Annotated in this window: 13 protein-coding genes and 2 pseudogenes; 12 read left to right on the top strand and 3 right to left on the bottom strand. The window is 74.3% G+C overall.

Annotation, left to right across the window (positions count from 1 at the left end):
- The first annotated feature begins 124 nt into the window (after positions 1-124).
- A complete protein-coding gene (locus tag ASD48_RS12745) occupies positions 125-967 on the top strand; it encodes an alpha/beta hydrolase (protein WP_057601679.1) in 843 nt (280 codons plus the stop codon).
- Positions 968-1,030: 63 nt separating this feature from the next.
- On the opposite strand, the gene ASD48_RS12750 is transcribed toward ASD48_RS12745, so the two are convergent.
- Together ASD48_RS12750 and ASD48_RS12755 are read right to left on the bottom strand one after the other, a co-directional pair.
- The gene (locus tag ASD48_RS12750) at positions 1,031-1,423 is read right to left on the bottom strand and encodes an SCO5389 family protein (RefSeq protein WP_057601680.1); all 393 of its coding nucleotides are present in this window, start codon (positions 1,421-1,423) and stop codon (positions 1,031-1,033) included.
- A gap of 102 nt (positions 1,424-1,525) precedes the next feature.
- A complete protein-coding gene (locus ASD48_RS12755; RefSeq protein ID WP_057601681.1) occupies positions 1,526-2,479 on the bottom strand; it encodes an ArsA-related P-loop ATPase in 954 nt (317 codons plus the stop codon).
- 126 nt (positions 2,480-2,605) lie between these two features.
- Here ASD48_RS12755 and ASD48_RS12760 point away from each other — a divergent pair.
- The 6 genes and pseudogenes from ASD48_RS12760 to ASD48_RS12785 form a co-directional block, all read left to right on the top strand.
- Positions 2,606-3,133 (top strand): annotated as a pseudogene (locus ASD48_RS12760) (GNAT family N-acetyltransferase); the annotation flags it as partial.
- 136 nt (positions 3,134-3,269) lie between these two features.
- Positions 3,270-4,808, top strand: a complete 1,539-nt coding sequence (locus ASD48_RS12765; protein ID WP_057601682.1) for an ABC transporter substrate-binding protein — start codon at positions 3,270-3,272, stop codon at positions 4,806-4,808.
- A 4-nt stretch (positions 4,809-4,812) separates the two neighbouring features.
- The gene (locus ASD48_RS12770) at positions 4,813-6,606 is read left to right on the top strand and encodes an ABC transporter permease subunit (protein WP_057601827.1); all 1,794 of its coding nucleotides are present in this window, start codon (positions 4,813-4,815) and stop codon (positions 6,604-6,606) included.
- Positions 6,603-7,832: an MFS transporter gene (locus ASD48_RS12775; protein ID WP_057601683.1), complete on the top strand. Its 1,230-nt coding sequence runs from the start codon at positions 6,603-6,605 to the stop codon at positions 7,830-7,832. Before ASD48_RS12770 ends, ASD48_RS12775 begins: the two co-directional genes overlap by 4 nt.
- A 200-nt stretch (positions 7,833-8,032) precedes the next feature.
- A complete protein-coding gene (locus ASD48_RS12780; RefSeq protein WP_057601684.1) occupies positions 8,033-8,725 on the top strand; it encodes a hypothetical protein in 693 nt (230 codons plus the stop codon).
- 55 nt (positions 8,726-8,780) lie between these two features.
- Positions 8,781-9,569, top strand: a complete 789-nt coding sequence (locus tag ASD48_RS12785; RefSeq protein WP_057601685.1) for a YcnI family protein — start codon at positions 8,781-8,783, stop codon at positions 9,567-9,569.
- A gap of 73 nt (positions 9,570-9,642) precedes the next feature.
- Here the strand turns inward: ASD48_RS12785 and ASD48_RS12790 are convergent, their stop codons facing one another.
- Entirely contained in the window at positions 9,643-10,398 is a 756-nt protein-coding gene (locus ASD48_RS12790) for a CDP-alcohol phosphatidyltransferase family protein (protein WP_057601686.1), read from the bottom strand.
- Between the two features lie 108 nt (positions 10,399-10,506).
- On the opposite strand from ASD48_RS12790, the gene ASD48_RS12795 reads away from it, so the two are divergent.
- The 5 genes and pseudogenes from ASD48_RS12795 to ASD48_RS12815 all read left to right on the top strand — a co-directional run.
- Entirely contained in the window at positions 10,507-11,496 is a 990-nt protein-coding gene (locus ASD48_RS12795; RefSeq protein ID WP_057601687.1) for a zinc-binding alcohol dehydrogenase, read from the top strand.
- 111 nt (positions 11,497-11,607) lie between these two features.
- Entirely contained in the window at positions 11,608-12,006 is a 399-nt protein-coding gene (locus tag ASD48_RS12800) for a 6-carboxytetrahydropterin synthase (protein WP_020125703.1), read from the top strand.
- Positions 12,003-13,199 (top strand): glycosyltransferase family 4 protein, encoded by a 1,197-nt coding sequence (locus ASD48_RS12805; RefSeq protein WP_057601688.1) that lies wholly within the window; start codon positions 12,003-12,005, stop codon positions 13,197-13,199. Before ASD48_RS12800 ends, ASD48_RS12805 begins: the two co-directional genes overlap by 4 nt.
- On the top strand, positions 13,196-14,233 hold the full coding sequence (locus ASD48_RS12810; RefSeq protein WP_057601689.1) for a hypothetical protein: 1,038 nt from the start codon (positions 13,196-13,198) through the stop codon (positions 14,231-14,233). Before ASD48_RS12805 ends, ASD48_RS12810 begins: the two co-directional genes overlap by 4 nt.
- Positions 14,233-15,294, top strand: a pseudogene (locus tag ASD48_RS12815) (lysylphosphatidylglycerol synthase transmembrane domain-containing protein); the annotation flags it as partial. The gene ASD48_RS12810 and the pseudogene ASD48_RS12815, both read left to right, overlap by 1 nt.
- Positions 15,295-15,338: the final 44 nt, after the last annotated feature.

Raw genomic sequence — 15,338 nt, forward strand, 5'->3', positions numbered from 1 at the left:
CCGGATGTGGGAAAGGTTGCATGAAACCGTGAAGGAAATGCGTGCACGTGTGCGAGGGGCGGGCCTCGGCTCCGAGCCGTCGAATCCGCTTGTTCCGCGCCCACTGCCCTGAAACGCTTCGCGCATGGTCACCTTCACCGCCCCCGACGGAACCCTCCTCGCCCACCACGAGGCGGGCGACGGGCCGCCCCTGGTCTGTCTGCCCGGCGGGCCCATGCAGTCCGCCGGGTACCTGGGCGACCTGGGCGGGCTCACGTCCCGCCACCGACTGATCGGGCTGGACCCGCGGGGCACCGGGGAGTCGGCGGTTCCGCGGGACACGTCGTCGTACCGCTGCGATCGTCAGGTCGACGACGTCGAGGCGCTGCGTGAGCACCTCGGCCTCGATCGTTTGGACCTGCTCGCCCATTCCGGCGGAGCCAACCTCGCGTTGCTCTACGCCGCCCGTCACCCCGACCGCGTCGCCCGTCTTCTGCTGATCACCCCGAGCGTCTACGCCGTCGACCTCGAGATCACCGCGGAGGACCGCCTCGCCACGGCCCGCCTGCGCCGGGACGAGCCGTGGTTCGCCCCTGCGTACGCGGCCCTGGAAGCGGTTACCGCCGGGCGGGCCACGGCCGACTCCTGGAACGCCGTCGCCCCCTTCTGGCACGCCCGCTGGGACGAGGCCGCCCGCGCCTTCGACGAGGCGGGTGAGCGGGCGAAGAACCACGAGGCGGCGGCCGAGTACACGGCCGAGGGCGCCTTCTCCCCGGCCGCCACCCGCGAGGCGCTGGCCGCCTTCCCGTCGCCGGTCCTGCTCCTGGCGGGGGAGACGGACCTGGCGGCTCCGCCACGCGTGATGAGGGAGTTCGCGGAACTGTTCCCGAAAGCGGAACTCGCCGTCCAGCCCGGAGCGGGGCACTTTCCCTGGCGGGACGACGCCGTTCGGTTCGTCTCGCTCGTGCAGGAGTTCACGGACCGCTGACGGGCCGACCCGGTCGCTGGGCGGTGGGTCGGCCCGTCGGGTGGAGGAATCGGCCGGCGTGGGTCAGCAGTCCCGCAGCTCCGCCGACTGGTTCAGCACCTGCGCCCGCGTCGAGGTGAACCGGGCGTACGTCGCCCCGTCCCGGGCCGCCGGGCGGAAGGCCGCCACCCGGTGGCAGTTCTGGAAGGCCAGGGTCACGCCGAAGTGGCGTTCCAGGCTGCCGCGGATGGCGTCGCTGGCGAGGGCGCGCAGGAGCTGGCCGCGTTCCTGCTCGGACGCGGGAGGTGTCTGGTTGTCGGTGAACTCGACCGTGTCGGAGTGCAGTTCGGCGGCGAGTGAGGCGATGAGGTCGTAGGCGTAGGGGAGGGACGTGCGGACGGTGTCCACGAAGTCCTCCTCGCGGATGTCACCGGCTTCGGCCTGGGAGAGGAGCTTCGGGGAGACGTCGAGAGACATGGGTGTCCTGTTCTTGTGGAGAGGGGAGAGCGGGGAGGGGAGAGGGGAGAGGGGAGAGGGGCCACGTCCGCCTCGACGTGCGCGGTGTCTTCTCGGGGCAGGTCAGTGAAGTGATGCCGGGCCCGGGACGAACTCGGGGTCCACCTGGGCGGCCAGGTCCTGACCGGTCGCGGCGTCCGCCCAGGCGCGGGCGTTGCGGAGGTGGAACTCCACGGCGTGGCGGTGCAGGGTCGGCCAGTTCTTCTCGCGGGCGTCGACCGTCTCGCGCAGGAGGTCGATGGCGTGGCGGTTGACGCCCTCCAACTCGCCCTGTGGGTGACCCCGTTCGGCCGAGCGGACCCAGGGGGAGGCGACGAGGTGGGTCAGGAGGTCGTCGCCCACCTCCTCCTTGAGGAAGAGCAGGTCGTCCTCGCCGGTCACCTTGTTGCCGACCACGGCGAGGGGGATGCCGAACTCACGGGCGTGGTCGCGGTACTGGCGGTAGACGGAGACGCCCTTGCGGGTGGGTTCGGCCACCAGGAAGGTCATGTCGAACCGGGTGAACAGGCCGGAGGCGAAGGCGTCGGCGCCGGCCGTCATGTCCATCACCAGGTACTCGCCCGGTCCGTCGACCAGGTGGCTCAGATAGAGCTCCACCGCGCCCAGTTTGGAGTGGTAGCAGGCCACCCCCAGGTCGCTCTCGTCGAACTCGCCCGTCACCATCAGCGGTACGCCACCGACCCGCTGGACGTGCCGTGTGTGCAGTGCGTCGTCGCCCAGCAGGCGCAGCAGCCGGGAGCCCCGGCCCGGCGGGGTGGTCTTGACCATCGCCTCGCGGGAGGTGATCCGCGTGTTGGTGCCGCGCAGCAGGTCCTTGATGTCGCCCAGATGCGCGGCCAGGGGCGGTGCCTCGAAGGGCGCCGTGTCCGCCGCGGGGTCCAGGGCCTGGGACAGATGCTGGTTGATGTCGCCGTCCACGGCCAGCACCGGTGCGCCGGATCGCGCCAACTGCCGGGCGAACAGGGCCGACAGGGTCGTCTTGCCGCTGCCGCCCTTCCCCACGAACGCGACGCGCATCACAGCACCCCCTTGTTGAAAATGAAAGTCATGTGACTAGATTTAGGGGCGCTCCGTGATCTCTGTCAAATCCGGGAGGGACGGTCAAGTGATCAACTTGCTCCGCTTAATGCATATGATTCGCAAGTGCATGACTACTGCATCAGGCCCGCGGGCCCCGAGGATCTCGACGGCGCCCGAGCCGTCATGCTCGACACCGTCTACCGCGATTTCGGTACCGGTTACGTGCCCCGCTGGCACGGCGACATCATCGATCCCGTGGCCGCCTACCTCGTCCCGGCCCGCCACACCCTGCTGGTCGCGCTCGACGGTGGGGGCGGCGGGGTCGTCGCCACGGCGGCCCTGGACTCCCGGGGTCCCGCGCACCCGCCGAACCCACGCCATGTCGCCGACCGCTACCCCTGCGGCACGACCGCGCAACTGCGCCGTGTCTACGTCCGCCGGGAGCACCGCCGACGCGGCCTCGCCCGGAGGCTGGTCGCCGAACTCCTCGCCTTCGCGGCCGCGGACGGCGGCTATGAAGCCGTCTATCTGCACACGGACCCGGCCGTGGAGGGAGCCGAGGGGTTCTGGCGGTCGCTCGGCACCGTCGTGCACGACGAGCGGGAAGGAGTGACCGGCGGTCAGGGCGTCGTGCACTTCGATGTCCCTCTCGATGTCCCTCTCGCCGTCCACCTCCCCGTCTCTCCCTCCCCCTTCGCCCCGTCGGACCCCGCCGCCCCGGCCCCCGCGTCGCCCGCCCCCGCTGCCTCTTCCTCCTCCCGCCCTCGTCCCACAGGCCGGTAACTCCATGCGCTCGCCCCGCCGTCCCGTTCGTCCCCGCCTCTCCCGCGGTCCCCGTCCTCCCCGACTGCTCGCCGCGGTCTTCCTCACGCCGCTGCTCGCCGGCTGCTTCGCCTCCTCCGGTGACGACGCCGCTGCGGCCTCCGGCGCCGACCACGGCTCCCGGCTGCGCGTCGCGCTCGCCTTCCCGCCCGCCGAGAACCTCTCCCCCCACGGCGCCGACGCGACGATCCTCAGCCGTCTGGGGGTCACCGAGGGGCTGACCGCCCTCGACGCCAACGGCGCCGCCGCCCCCGCACTCGCCGCGTCCTGGCGCCGTGAGGACGACCGCAACTGGCTGTTCACCCTGCGCGAGGCCGCCTTCCAGGACGGTACGCAGGTCACGCCCGCCGCCGTCGCCGCCTCCCTCACGCACGCCACCGAGGCCCGGCCGGTCCCGGCCGCGCTCTCCGGCGTCACCCTCACGGCGAAGGCGGAGGGCGGCACCGGCGTACGCGTCACCACCGCCGCCCCCGACCCCGTCCTGCCCCTGCGCCTGTCGAGTCCCGGCCTCGCCGTCCTCGCTCCGAAGGCCTACGGGAAGAAGGGCGCCGTCGATCCGGTCGGCACCGGCACCGGGCCCTTCGAACTCGCCGAGGTCACCGGCGCCACCGCCGCCCGTCTCGACCGCTTCGACGACTACTGGGGCGGCCGGGCCCAGGCCTCCGGCGTCGAGGTGCGCTTCATCGCCGACGGCACCGCCCGCGCCAACGCCCTGCGCACCGCTCAGGTCGACCTCGCCGAGGCGATACCCGTCGCCCAGGCCGCAACCCTCGACGCGGACACCCGCCGCGAGACCGCCACGACCCGCACCACCAGCCTGCTCCTCAACGCGAGGTCGGGCGTCTTCAAGGACCCGGCCCTGCGGGCCGCCGCGCGTGCGGCCGTCGACACCTCCGCCCTCGCCGAAGGCGTCTACGAGGGCCACGCCGATGCCGGCGCCGGCATCTACGGCCCCGCCGTCACCTGGGCCGCGGGCAAGCGCGTCCCGCCCGCCGGGCGGGTGGCGGCCGGTAGTCCCGGCGGTGCCCGGCTCACCCTCGCCACCTACGACAACCGGCCCGAACTTCCGGAAGCCGCACAGGTGTTGAAGCAGCAGCTGGAGAAGGCCGGCTTCCAGGTGAAGCTGGAGGTGCGTGAGTACTCGAGGCTGGAGAGCGACGCGCTCGCGGGGAAGTTCGACGCCTTCCTCGGCGCCCGCAACAGTCTCCTCGACACCGGCGACCCCGTCTCCCTGCTGGCCAGTGACTTCACCTGCGACGGCGGCTACAACCTCGCCCTGCTGTGCGACCGGGGCGTCGACCGGGCGGTCGCCGCCGCCCAGACGGTGGCCGACACCGGTGAGCGGCAGGACGCCGCCCTGGCCGCCGAGGCCGCGATCCTGGCCACCGACGCCGTCGTCCCGCTGGTCCACCAGCGCGTCATCACCGGCGTCGGCGCCGAGGTCGGCGGGGTGCTTCTCGATCCCTACGAGCGCACGCTCGTAGGTGCCGGGACCCGGCGCTGACGGCATGAGGAGCAGGCTGGGCACGCTGCTGTGGCGTGCCGTGCTGGCCGCGCTGCTGGTGTGCGGCATCGGGCTGCTGCCCTGGCTGTCGCACACCGACCCGGCGCTGACGGTGGTGAAGGCGCGGTCCGCCGACCGTGACGCCACACCCGCGGTGCTCGCCGACGTCCGAGCCCAACTCGGCTTGGAGGACGGGCCGTTGCGTCTCCTCGGGCAGTGGCTGGCCGGGTTGCCGCGCGGGGACGCCGGACGGTCGTGGATCTCCGGCGCCGATGTCCTGCCCGGTGTCCTCGATGCCCTCGGCGCGTCGCTGCTGCTGATGGCGGTGGCGTTGACGGTCGCCCTGGTCACCGCCGCCGGAGTGTGCGCCCGCACCCTGTACCTCGGTGCCCGGCGGCGACTGGAGGGCCGGCCCGGCGGCGGCTCCGGTTCCGCCGTGCTCGCCGCGCTGCCCGAGTTCCTGACCGCTTCCGTGCTCGCCACCGTCGTCGGTGTGCAGTGGGGATGGCTGCCCGCTCTCGGCTGGTACGGCCCGCAGTGGACGGTGCTGCCCGCGCTCGCCCTGGGGCTGCCCGCCGGTGCGGTGCTCGGGCGCCTCCTCGACGACCAGTTGCCCGCCGCCTTCGCCGAGCCCTGGGCGGTGGCCGCCGCCGCGCGCGGACTGCCCGGTCGGAGCATCGCCCGCAAGGCGCTGCGCCGCTGTGTGCCCGCACTGCTGCCCAATCTCGGGCTGTTCGTCGTGGGGCTGACCGGCGGATCCGTCGCCGTGGAGCAGATCTTCGACATCCCGGGGCTCGGCCGGACCACCCTGCAGGCCGCGATCGCGCAGGATCTGCCCGTCCTCCAGGCCGGGACCCTCGTCCTCGTCGCCCTCGCTGCCGTCACCACCGTCGGCGCCCGGCTCGTCGCCCGGCTGCTCATCGGCCCCGCGCTGCGCGACGGCGCATTGCATACACTCCACCGGCCATCGCCGCCGGTCCACAGGATCCTGCCGATCGCATACGGTCTTCTGCTGTCCGTCGTCATCTCCCTCGGCCTGCCCCGCGATCCGCTCGCCCTCGACACCGCGGCCCGGCTCCGGCCCCCGTCCACCGCTCACCCGTTCGGCACCGACGCGCTCGGCCGCGACGTCCTCGCCCGGGTCGCGCACGGCGCCCTCGACACCCTGCTCCTCGCCCTCGCCATCAGCGCGGTCGCGCTGGCGGCCGGAGTGCTGTTCGGGCTGCTGCCCCGGTTGTCCGGGCCGCTCGTCGACACCGTGAACGCCGTACCCCCGGTGCTCGCGGCGCTCCTCGTCGCCGCGGTCTGGGGCAGCGGGTCCGCCACGCCCGTTCTCGCCGTGGCCGTCGTGGCCTGGGCGCCGCTCGCCGCGCACACCTCCGCGCTGCTGCGCCAGGAACGGGCCACGCTCCACCTGACAGCCACCCGCGCGCTCGGCGCCGGGCCCGGGTATCTGCTGAGGAGCGAGCTCCTGCCCGCCGTCCTCCCGCCCGTGGTCCGCCATGCCCTCCTCCGGCTGCCCGGCATCGCCCTCGCCCTGGCCTCCCTGGGCTTCCTCGGCCTCGGCGCCCAGCCGCCGTCCCCCGAGTGGGGCCTGCTCCTCGCCGAGAACCAGCCGTACGCCGAACGTGCCCCCTGGGCCGTCCTCGCCCCCGCGACCGTCCTCGCGCTCCTCGGCGCCCTGGCGGTGACCGCGGCCGGCGGACTGCGGCGCCCGAGGCCGCGGCGACCTCGAACGGCGGACCCGCTCGCCGAGGAACAGCCGCCCGCGCGACCGGAGTTGGTGGGAGCCGGATGACGGCGACCCGGCTTTCCCCGCGCCGCGTTGCGAAGGGGGCGGCCCCGCTCTCCCCTCTCCTGCGCCTGCTGATCCTCACTCAACTCGCCTTCAACGTAGCCTTCTTCGCCGTCCTGCCCTTCCTCGCCGGGCATCTCGGCGACGCGATCGGCATGGCGGGCTGGCTCGTCGGGTTCGTGCTGGGACTGCGGACCTTCAGCCAGCAGGGGCTGTTCGTGATCGGCGGCGCTCTCGCCGACCGGTACGGCGTCCGGCCCGTCGTCCTCGCCGGATGCGTGCTGCGCATCGCCGGGTTCGGCTGGCTCGGACATGCCGAGCAGACCTGGACGGTCGTCGGGGCGGTGCTGCTGATCGGGTTCGCGGCGGCGCTGTTCTCACCCGCCGTCGAATCCGAGGTGGCCCGGCAGGCCGTCGTGCACGAGGAGTCGGGCGGCGGGCCGCGGACCCGGGTGCTCGCGCTGTTCACGGTCGCCGGGCAGGCCGGGGCGTTCGTCGGGCCGCTGCTCGGCGCGCTGCTCCTCGCCGTCGACTTCCGCGCGGTGTGCCTGGCCGGAGCCGGCGTCTTCGTCCTCGTCCTGGCCGGTCACGCCCGGCTGCTGCCGCGGCACATCCCCGGCCGCACCCGGGTGCGGGTGCGCGGCGGCGTCGGCCCGCTGCTCCGCAACCGGCGCTTCCTGGCCCTGTGCTGCGCGTACGGCACCTATCTCCTCGCCTACAACCAGCTCTATCTCGCCCTGCCCGCCGAGGTGGAGCGGGCGGCCGCCTCGCAGGCGCCGCTCGCCTGGCTGTTCGCACTGTCGTCGCTGCTGGTCGTGACCGCCCAGTTGCCGGTCACCCGGTGGGCGGTGCAGCGGATCGACCTGCGCCGCTCGATGGCGGCCGGGCTCGTGCTGATCGCCGCGGGATTCGCCGTGGTGGCCGTCGCCCGGCCCGCCGGACGGACCGGGACGGCCGGGCTGCTGCCCGCGGCCTGCTTCGTCCTGCTGCTCACGCTCGGTCAGATGCTCGTCGTGCCCGCCGCCCGCGCCTGGGTGCCCGACCTCGCCGAGGAGGGCCGGCTCGGCCTGTACACCGGGGCACTGTCCTCGGTCTCCGGTCTGATCGTGCTGCTCGGCAGCGCGGCGACCGGCGGCCTCCTGGACGCGGGGCTGCCCCCGGCCGTCCCCTGGCTCCTCCTGGCCGCCGTACCGGCCGCGGCCGTCGCGCTCCTTCCCCGGCGGACGTGAACCCGGGAGTGCCTGTACGGGGGAGCACGTGAACGCGGGAGCACGTGAACTCGGGAGGGCACGAACTCGGGAGGCCGCGAACCCGTGAACGCATGACGCGTGAACGCGGCTGCGTGCGAACCGGGCGCGCAGGAACAGGCAGAGCGTGAACGCCGGAGCGGCGGTCGGCGTATCGGTCGAGCGTGGGAGGATCCCTCACCATGAGTGCGTCCCCGGCCTTCCGGAGTCTGCGCGCCGCGGTGTTCGCCGCGGTGTGCGTGCTGCTGGCCGCCGCCGGGCACGGGCTCGCCACGGGTGACACGCCGCCGCCGTGGGCGGACGGCGCCGGATTCCTGGCCGTCTTCGCCGCCGGGTGGCTGCTCGGCGCCCGCGAACGTGCCCTGCCCGGGATCGGCGCGGCCATGCTGGCCACCCAGGCCGGCCTGCACGTCGCCTTCGACGCGGCCCGCTCCCGTACGGCCGCGCGGACCATGCCCGCGATGCCCATGACGTCCGCGCACGGTATGCGCGCCCACGGTATGCGCGCCCACGGTATGCGCGCCCACGGTATGCACGCCCACGGTATGCACGCCCACGGTATGCAGGCGAACGGTATGCACCTGCACGCCCACGCCGTCACGGCCATGACCCCGCACGCGACGGCGGTCCATGTCCTCGCCGCCCTGGCCGCCTCCTGGTGGCTGCGGCGCGGAGAGGCCGCCCTGTGGTCGCTGCTGCGCCGGGCGGTCGCCCTCCTGCCGGGCCTCGCGGCCTGGTGGCGGGGGACCCCCGTCCCGCCGCCCGTGCCGTCGGTCCGCCCCGCCGCCCCGGCTCCCGTGCCGCTCCGGCAGCTGTTGCTGCGTCACGCGGTGAGCCGCCGCGGACCGCCCGCCCCGATCCCGTACGCGATCTGACCCCGTGCCGGCCCCGCGCCGGACGCCCTTCTTCCTGTACGGAGATCACCCACTCATGTCCACGACACACCCCGCCCTGCGCCGCGCCGGTCTCGGCACCGTGCTCGCCGCCGCCGCGGTCCTCGCCGCCGCCGGCGCCGCCTCCGCGCACGTCACCGTGCACCCCGGGAGTTACGCCAAGGGCGCCACGGACGGCGTCCTCAGCTTCCGGGTCCCCAACGAGGAGGACACCGCGAGCACCACCGAGGTCCAGGTCTTCCTGCCCACCGACCACCCCGTGCTCGGCGTGCTGGTCCATCCGCAGGACGGCTGGACCGCCAAAGTGACGACCACGAAGCTCAAGACGCCGGTCAAGACCGACGACGGCACGATCACCGAGGCCGTCTCCGAGATCACCTGGACCGGCGGCAAGATCGGCGCCGGCCAGTACGAGGACTTCGACGTCGCCTTCGGCCGGCTCCCCGACGACGCGGCTCAACTGGCCTTCAAGACCCTCCAGACCTACTCCGACGGCAGGACCGTCCGCTGGATCGAGGAGGCCGAGGCGGGCGCGGACGAACCGGAGAACCCGGCGCCCGTGCTGAAGCTGACAGCAGCAGCAGGAGCGGCGGCGGACGACGGCGACAGCACCTCGGACACCGCCTCGAAGAGCGCGGACGGCGGGGACGGCGGGGACGGCGCGAGCGGCGCGCAGGGCACCGGGAGCGGCACGGTCCAGGTGACCGAGGCCGACGCCGGTGACTCCACCGCCCGCGGACTGGGGGCCGCGGGGCTGGCCGTCGGCGTGCTGGGCCTCGCGGCGGCCGGCTTCGCCGTCGTACGGACGCGGTCGGCACGGTCGTAACCACCCGGAAGGCCCATGGGGCGGGGCCCGGACCGTGCACCCGGTCCGGGCCCCGCCCCATGGGAGAGGGGAGTTACACGAGCTCCAGGACCTTCGGCGCCGGAGCCTGCGCGGCGATCCGCGAGGTCCGCCGCAGCCACAGCACGTCCCGGCCGAAGGACCACACCAGCGAGCCCAGCGCCAGCAGGACGACGGCGAAGTTGGCCGCGTACGGCAGCAGGTTCGCGCCCGCCAGCAGCAACAGGACGCCCTGGAGGGCGGCGACCGTCTTGCGGGCGGTGCTCGGCGGGAGCGGGGCGTTGAGCCAGGGGGCGACACGGGCCGCCGCGACGAACACGTAGCGCATGCCGCCGATCAGGAGGACCCACGGTCCGAGCGCCATCGAGACGTACACGCTGAGCACCAGGATCAGGAACGCGTCGACCTCCATGTCGAAACGCGCGCCCAGCGCCGTCGAGGTGCCGGTACGGCGGGCGACCTTGCCGTCGACGCCGTCGAGGATGAGGGCCACGGCCGTCAGGCCGACCAGCAGCGTCACCGGCGGCGTGCTCTCGAAGGAGTCCGCGACCAGCGCGGTCACCCCGCCGACCAGGGTCGCCCGGCCGAGCGTGACCCGGTTGGCCGGGCCGAACGAGCGCAGGCTGGAGCGGTGCAGCGCCCGGGAGAGCACCGCCCAGGTGGCGATGGCGAAGACGAGACCGGTCACCCAGCCCGCCGGCCCCAGGCCGATCGCCGAGCCGAGCAGAGCCAGCAACAGGATCTGAACGCCCGCTCCCACAGCGGTCTCCTGCTGGACCAGCCTTGCGTCGTAAGTGTTGTTCAGGGCCACCGCACATTCCTCCGGCCAGATGACAAAGATGATCAGTGCCGCGTACTGTGCGCGGACTGTGCACACCTCGGTACGTGGGCCGGTTGCCGATCGTTCAGGAGGATGCCGATGTCTGTCACCGCTCGTGCGTTCTGGGTCAGCTCTCCGGGTGAAGGAGAGATCCGCGAGGTGGTCCTTCCCGACCCGGCCGAGGACGAGGTGCTGGTGCGCTCGCTCTGGTCCGGCGTCAGCCGCGGCACGGAGACCCTGGTCTTCCGCGGCGGGGTGCCCGGGAGCCAGCACGCGGCGATGCGGGCGCCGTTCCAGGAGGGCGACTTCCCGGCACCCGTGAAGTACGGCTACCTCAACGTCGGGGTGGTGGAGAAGGGACCGGCGGCGCTCGTCGGGCGCACGGTCTTCTGCCTCTATCCCCACCAGACGCGGTACGTCGTCCCGGCGGCGGCGGTCACGGTCGTACCGGACTCGGTGCCCGCGCGGCGGGCCGTCCTCGCCGGCACCGTCGAGACGGCCGTCAACGCGCTGTGGGACGCGGCGCCCCTGGTCGGCGACCGGATCGCGGTGGTCGGCGGCGGCATGGTCGGCTGCTCGGTGGCCGCGCTGCTGGCCCGCTTCCCCGGTGTCCGCGTGCAGTTGGTGGACGCCGACCCGGCACGGGCGAAGGTCGCCGAGGCCCTCGGTGTCGACTTCGCCTCCCCCGAGGACGCCCGGGGCGGTCTCGACCTCGTCGTGCACGCCAGCGCCACCGAACAGGGCCTCACCCGTTCGCTGGAGCTGCTGTCCGCCGAGGGCACCGTCCTCGAACTGAGCTGGTACGGCGACCGGAAGGTCTCCCTGCCGCTCGGCGAGGACTTCCACTCCCGGCGGCTGGTCATCCGCAGCAGCCAGGTCGGCACCGTCTCCCCGGGCGGCCGCGCCGGCCGGACGTACGCCGACCGGCTGGCGCTCGCCCTGGAGCTGCTGGCCGACCCGGCGCTCGACGCCCTCGTCACCGGAGACAGCGCTTTCGAGGAGCTCCCGGAGGTGATGCCGAAGCTCGCGACCGGCGAGATTCCGGCCCTGTGTCACCGTGTCAGGTACGAACAAGAGCGCCTGACCTGAGAAAAGAGTGAGATCGGGCTGAACAAGGGGAAGCGAAGAGCCGTACTACACGGCATCCCCCGGCGGCCAACGGCCGGGGGAGCAGAGGCGCCGCACCTGGAGGGTCGTCCGTTGTTCAGTGTCACCGTCCGCGATCACATCATGATCGCCCACAGCTTCCGCGGCGAGGTCTTCGGACCCGCGCAGCGCCTGCACGGAGCGACGTTCCTCGTGGACGCCACTTTCCGCCGCGAGCAGCTGGACGACGACAACATCGTCGTCGACATCGGGCTGGCCACGCAGGAGCTCGGCGCCGTGGTCAGCGAGCTGAACTACCGCAACCTCGACAACGAGCCCGACTTCGCCGGGGTCAACACCTCGACCGAGTTCCTGGCCAAGGTCGTCGCGGACCGGCTCGCGGAGCGCATCCACAAGGGCGCGCTCGGCGAGGGCGCCCGGGGCATCGCCGCCATCGCGGTCAGCCTGCACGAGTCGCACGTCGCCTGGGCGAGTTACGAGCGTGCCCTGTGACCGACGTGACCCTGGAGAAGGCGGCCGTGCCCCAGGCCCCGCTCGCGTACGTGCCCGCGCAGGCCGCGCTTCCCAAGATCGGCGGGATCATCCCCATGTCCCTGCGCTCCGTGCAGTTCGTGATGCCGGGCGGTGTCGACGACGCGGCGAACCCGAGCGGCGGCAACGCCTACGACCGGCGCCTCTGCCTGGATCTGCCCGGCTTCGGCTGGCAGGTGCACAAGCACCAGGTGTCCGGTTCCTGGCCCCGCCCCGAGGCGGGCGCCCGCGCGGAGCTGGCGCGGACGCTGCGGGAGTTCCCCGACGGCACGGTCGTCCTCCTCGACGGGCTGGTGGCCTGCGGGGTTCCGGAGATCATCGCCCCCGAGGCGGAGCGGCTGCGGCTCGTCGTCCTCGTCCACCTGCCGCTCGGCGACGAGCGGGGCCTCGCACCCGAGGTGGCGGCCGAACTCGACGCCAAGGAGCGGGCCGTGCTGCGGGCCGTCCCGGCCGTCGTCGCGACCAGCGAGTGGGCGGTGCGCCGCCTCGTCTCCCACCACGGACTCGCCCCCGAGCGCGTGCATGCCGCCGCCCCCGGCGCCGACATCGCCCCCCTCGCCTCCGGCACCGACGGCGTGTCGCGCCTGCTGTGCGTGGCCGCCGTGACCCCGCGCAAGGGCCAGCACCGGCTGGTGGAGGCGCTGGCCGCGGCGAGAGACCTGCCGTGGAGCTGCGTGTGCGTCGGCGGACTCGGGCAGGACCCGGAGTACGTCGCCCATCTGCGCGGCCTGATCGCCAGGTACGGCCTTCAGGACCGGCTGGAGCTGGCGGGCCCGAAGGCCGGCGCCGAGCTCGACGCCGCCTACGCCTCCGCCGACCTGATGGTCCTCACCTCCTACGCGGAGACGTACGGCATGGCCGTCACCGAGGCGCTCGCCCGTGGCATCCCCGTCCTCGCGACGGACGTCGGCGGGCTGCCCGAGGCGGTCGGCCGCGCCCCCGACGGCGGTGTTCCCGGCATCCTCGTCCCGCCGGAGGACCCGGCCGCCCTCGCGGTCGAGCTGCGCGGCTGGTTCGGCGAGGCCGACGTACGACGTCGTCTCAAGGCCGCCGCGCGCGGTCGCCGGGCGGCCCTGAACGGCTGGGCGACGACCGCCCAGAGCCTGGCCGGTGTCCTGGGCAGGCTTCCCAGCGAGCCCCGGAGGGCTGCATGAGGAAGACGACGGCGACCCCGGCCGACATGGCACGACGCGTGGGCGGCATTCCGGCACAGCCGGTCCGCAAGGAGGCTGGTTCCGTGGTGGAGTCCCTGGGTTCCGGTGCCGACGACGCGGTGCTCGGCGTGATCGCCGGCGCCGGGCCGGTGAGCGCGGCCGGTGAGCGGCCCACCGTGCGGCTGCGGGACGCCGGGCCGGACGAGCAGCCCCGCTACGCCCCCGAGTGGCTGGAGCTGCGCGAGCCCGCCGACGCCGCCGCCCGGTCGATGGAACTGCTGGACCCGCTGCGCATCCGGCTCGCCAACCTGCCCGGACGCGGTGGTCTCGCCATCCACGACCTGGGGTGCGGCACCGGCTCGATGGGCCGCTGGCTGGCCCCGCGCCTGGACGGCGGCCAGCACTGGATCCTGCACGACCGTGACCCCTACCTCCTGCACTTCGCGGCCGTCGCCTCGCCCCGGGCGGCCGCCGACGGCAGCCGGGTCACCGTCGAGACCCGGCGCGGCGACGTCGCCCGCCTCACCCCGGACGCCCTGCTCGGCGCCTCGCTGGTCACCGCGTCCGCGCTGCTCGACGTCCTCACCCGCGAGGAGGTCGAGACGCTCGCCGCCGCCTGTGCGGGGGCGGGCTGCCCGGCGCTGCTGACCCTCTCGGTCGCCGGACGCGTCGAACTGAGCGCGCCGGACCCGCTGGACGACGAGATCGCCGCCGCCTTCAACGACCACCAGCGGCGCGGCGGGCTCCTCGGCCCCGACTCGGTGGCCGTCGCCTGCGAGGCGTTCGCCGCCCACGGCGCGACCGTCAAGGTGCACCCGAGCCCGTGGCGGCTCGGCCCCGAGAACGTGGGCCTGACCGCCCAGTGGCTGCGCGGCTGGGTCGGCGCGGCCGTGGAGGAGCGCCCCGCCCTGGCCGAGCGCGCCGAGGCCTACCTGGCCGCCCGGCTGGCGGCCTGCGCGGCGGGTGAACTGCACGTCACCGTCCACCACAGCGACCTGCTGGCCCTGGCCCGGCCGACGGGCGGGGCGGCCTGATGAGCGCGGAGACGGTGAGCCCCCCGGTGACGGCCGCGCCACCGGCCGGGTGGGCGCAGGGAGCCGGAGCGGCCGCGCGCCGGCCCCTGGGCAGCCCGTCGGTGGCCCGCACCGGCGCCGCCGTGTCCGAGGCCCGCATCGGTGTCATCGTGACCGGGCCGCGGACGAGGAAGCCCTCCCGGCTGCGCGCCCTGCTCGGCAACCGGGCCGTCCGCACGCACTTCGGGACGGTCGCCGGAGTCGTCATCCTCGGCGTGCTGCTGTGGCGGCTGGGCACCGGGGTCTTCATGGACGGACTGCGCCGGATCGACGTGCCGACGCTGCTGGTGGGGCTCGGGATCGGCGCGGTCACCACGGTGTTCAGCGCCTGGCGCTGGGCGCTGGTGGCCCGCGGGCTGCGCATCCGGCTGCCGCTCGGGCCTGCCGTCGCCGACTACTACCGGGCGCTGTTCCTCAACGCCGCCCTGCCCGGCGGCGTCCTCGGCGACGTGCACCGCGCGGTACGGCACGGGCAGAGCGCCGGTGACGTCGGACGCGGCGTGCGGGCGGTGGTCCTGGAGCGCACCGCGGGACAGCTCGTGCTGGCCGTCGCGGGCGTAACGGTCCTGCTGACCCTGCCCTCCCCGGTCATGCAGGACGTACGGCACATCGCCCCGCTGGTCCTGCTGGCCGGTGTGGGCGCGCTCGCCGTCCTCCTCGCCGTCCGGATGAACTCCTCGGCACCGCGCCGCGACGGCCGGCTGAGGGCGGGACTTGCCGAGGCCCGCGAGGGACTGCTGTCGCGGCGCAACGGGCCGGGCGTCGCCGTGTCGTCGGCGGTCGTCCTGGCCGGGCACCTCGGGATGTTCGTCGTGGCCGCGCGGGTCGCCGGCTCCGACGCCTCCGTCCTCGAACTGCTGCCGATCGCCGTCCTCGCCCTGCTCGCCATGGGCCTGCCGCTGAACGTCGGCGGCTGGGGACCGCGCGAGGGCGTCACCGCCTGGGCGTTCGGCGCCGCCGGGCTCGGCGCGAGCACCGGCCTCGCGGTCGCCGTCGTGTACGGCGTGCTCAGCTTCGTGGCGGCGCTGCCGGGGGCGGTCGTGCTGGTCGCCCGCTGGTACGCGGG

Origin of the sequence: Streptomyces sp. Root1310 (genome assembly GCF_001426425.1) — a bacterium.
In the GTDB taxonomy this organism is placed as follows: Bacteria; Actinomycetota; Actinomycetes; order Streptomycetales; family Streptomycetaceae; genus Streptomyces.

What these genes read in the sequence shown, in the direction of transcription:
- ASD48_RS12795 (WP_057601687.1), top strand. Translation starts at nt 10,507, where the DNA reads ATGTCTGTCACCGCTCGTGCGTTCTGGGTCAGCTCTCCGGGTGAAGGA.
- ASD48_RS12745 (WP_057601679.1), top strand. Translation starts at nt 125, where the DNA reads ATGGTCACCTTCACCGCCCCCGACGGAACCCTCCTCGCCCACCACGAG.
- ASD48_RS12780 (WP_057601684.1), top strand. Translation starts at nt 8,033, where the DNA reads ATGAGTGCGTCCCCGGCCTTCCGGAGTCTGCGCGCCGCGGTGTTCGCC.
- ASD48_RS12775 (WP_057601683.1), top strand. Translation starts at nt 6,603, where the DNA reads ATGACGGCGACCCGGCTTTCCCCGCGCCGCGTTGCGAAGGGGGCGGCC.
- ASD48_RS12785 (WP_057601685.1), top strand. Translation starts at nt 8,781, where the DNA reads ATGTCCACGACACACCCCGCCCTGCGCCGCGCCGGTCTCGGCACCGTG.
- ASD48_RS12770 (WP_057601827.1), top strand. Translation starts at nt 4,813, where the DNA reads ATGAGGAGCAGGCTGGGCACGCTGCTGTGGCGTGCCGTGCTGGCCGCG.
- ASD48_RS12810 (WP_057601689.1), top strand. Translation starts at nt 13,196, where the DNA reads ATGAGGAAGACGACGGCGACCCCGGCCGACATGGCACGACGCGTGGGC.
- ASD48_RS12750 (WP_057601680.1), bottom strand. Translation starts at nt 1,423, where the DNA reads ATGTCTCTCGACGTCTCCCCGAAGCTCCTCTCCCAGGCCGAAGCCGGT.
- ASD48_RS12755 (WP_057601681.1), bottom strand. Translation starts at nt 2,479, where the DNA reads ATGCGCGTCGCGTTCGTGGGGAAGGGCGGCAGCGGCAAGACGACCCTG.
- ASD48_RS12765 (WP_057601682.1), top strand. Translation starts at nt 3,270, where the DNA reads ATGCGCTCGCCCCGCCGTCCCGTTCGTCCCCGCCTCTCCCGCGGTCCC.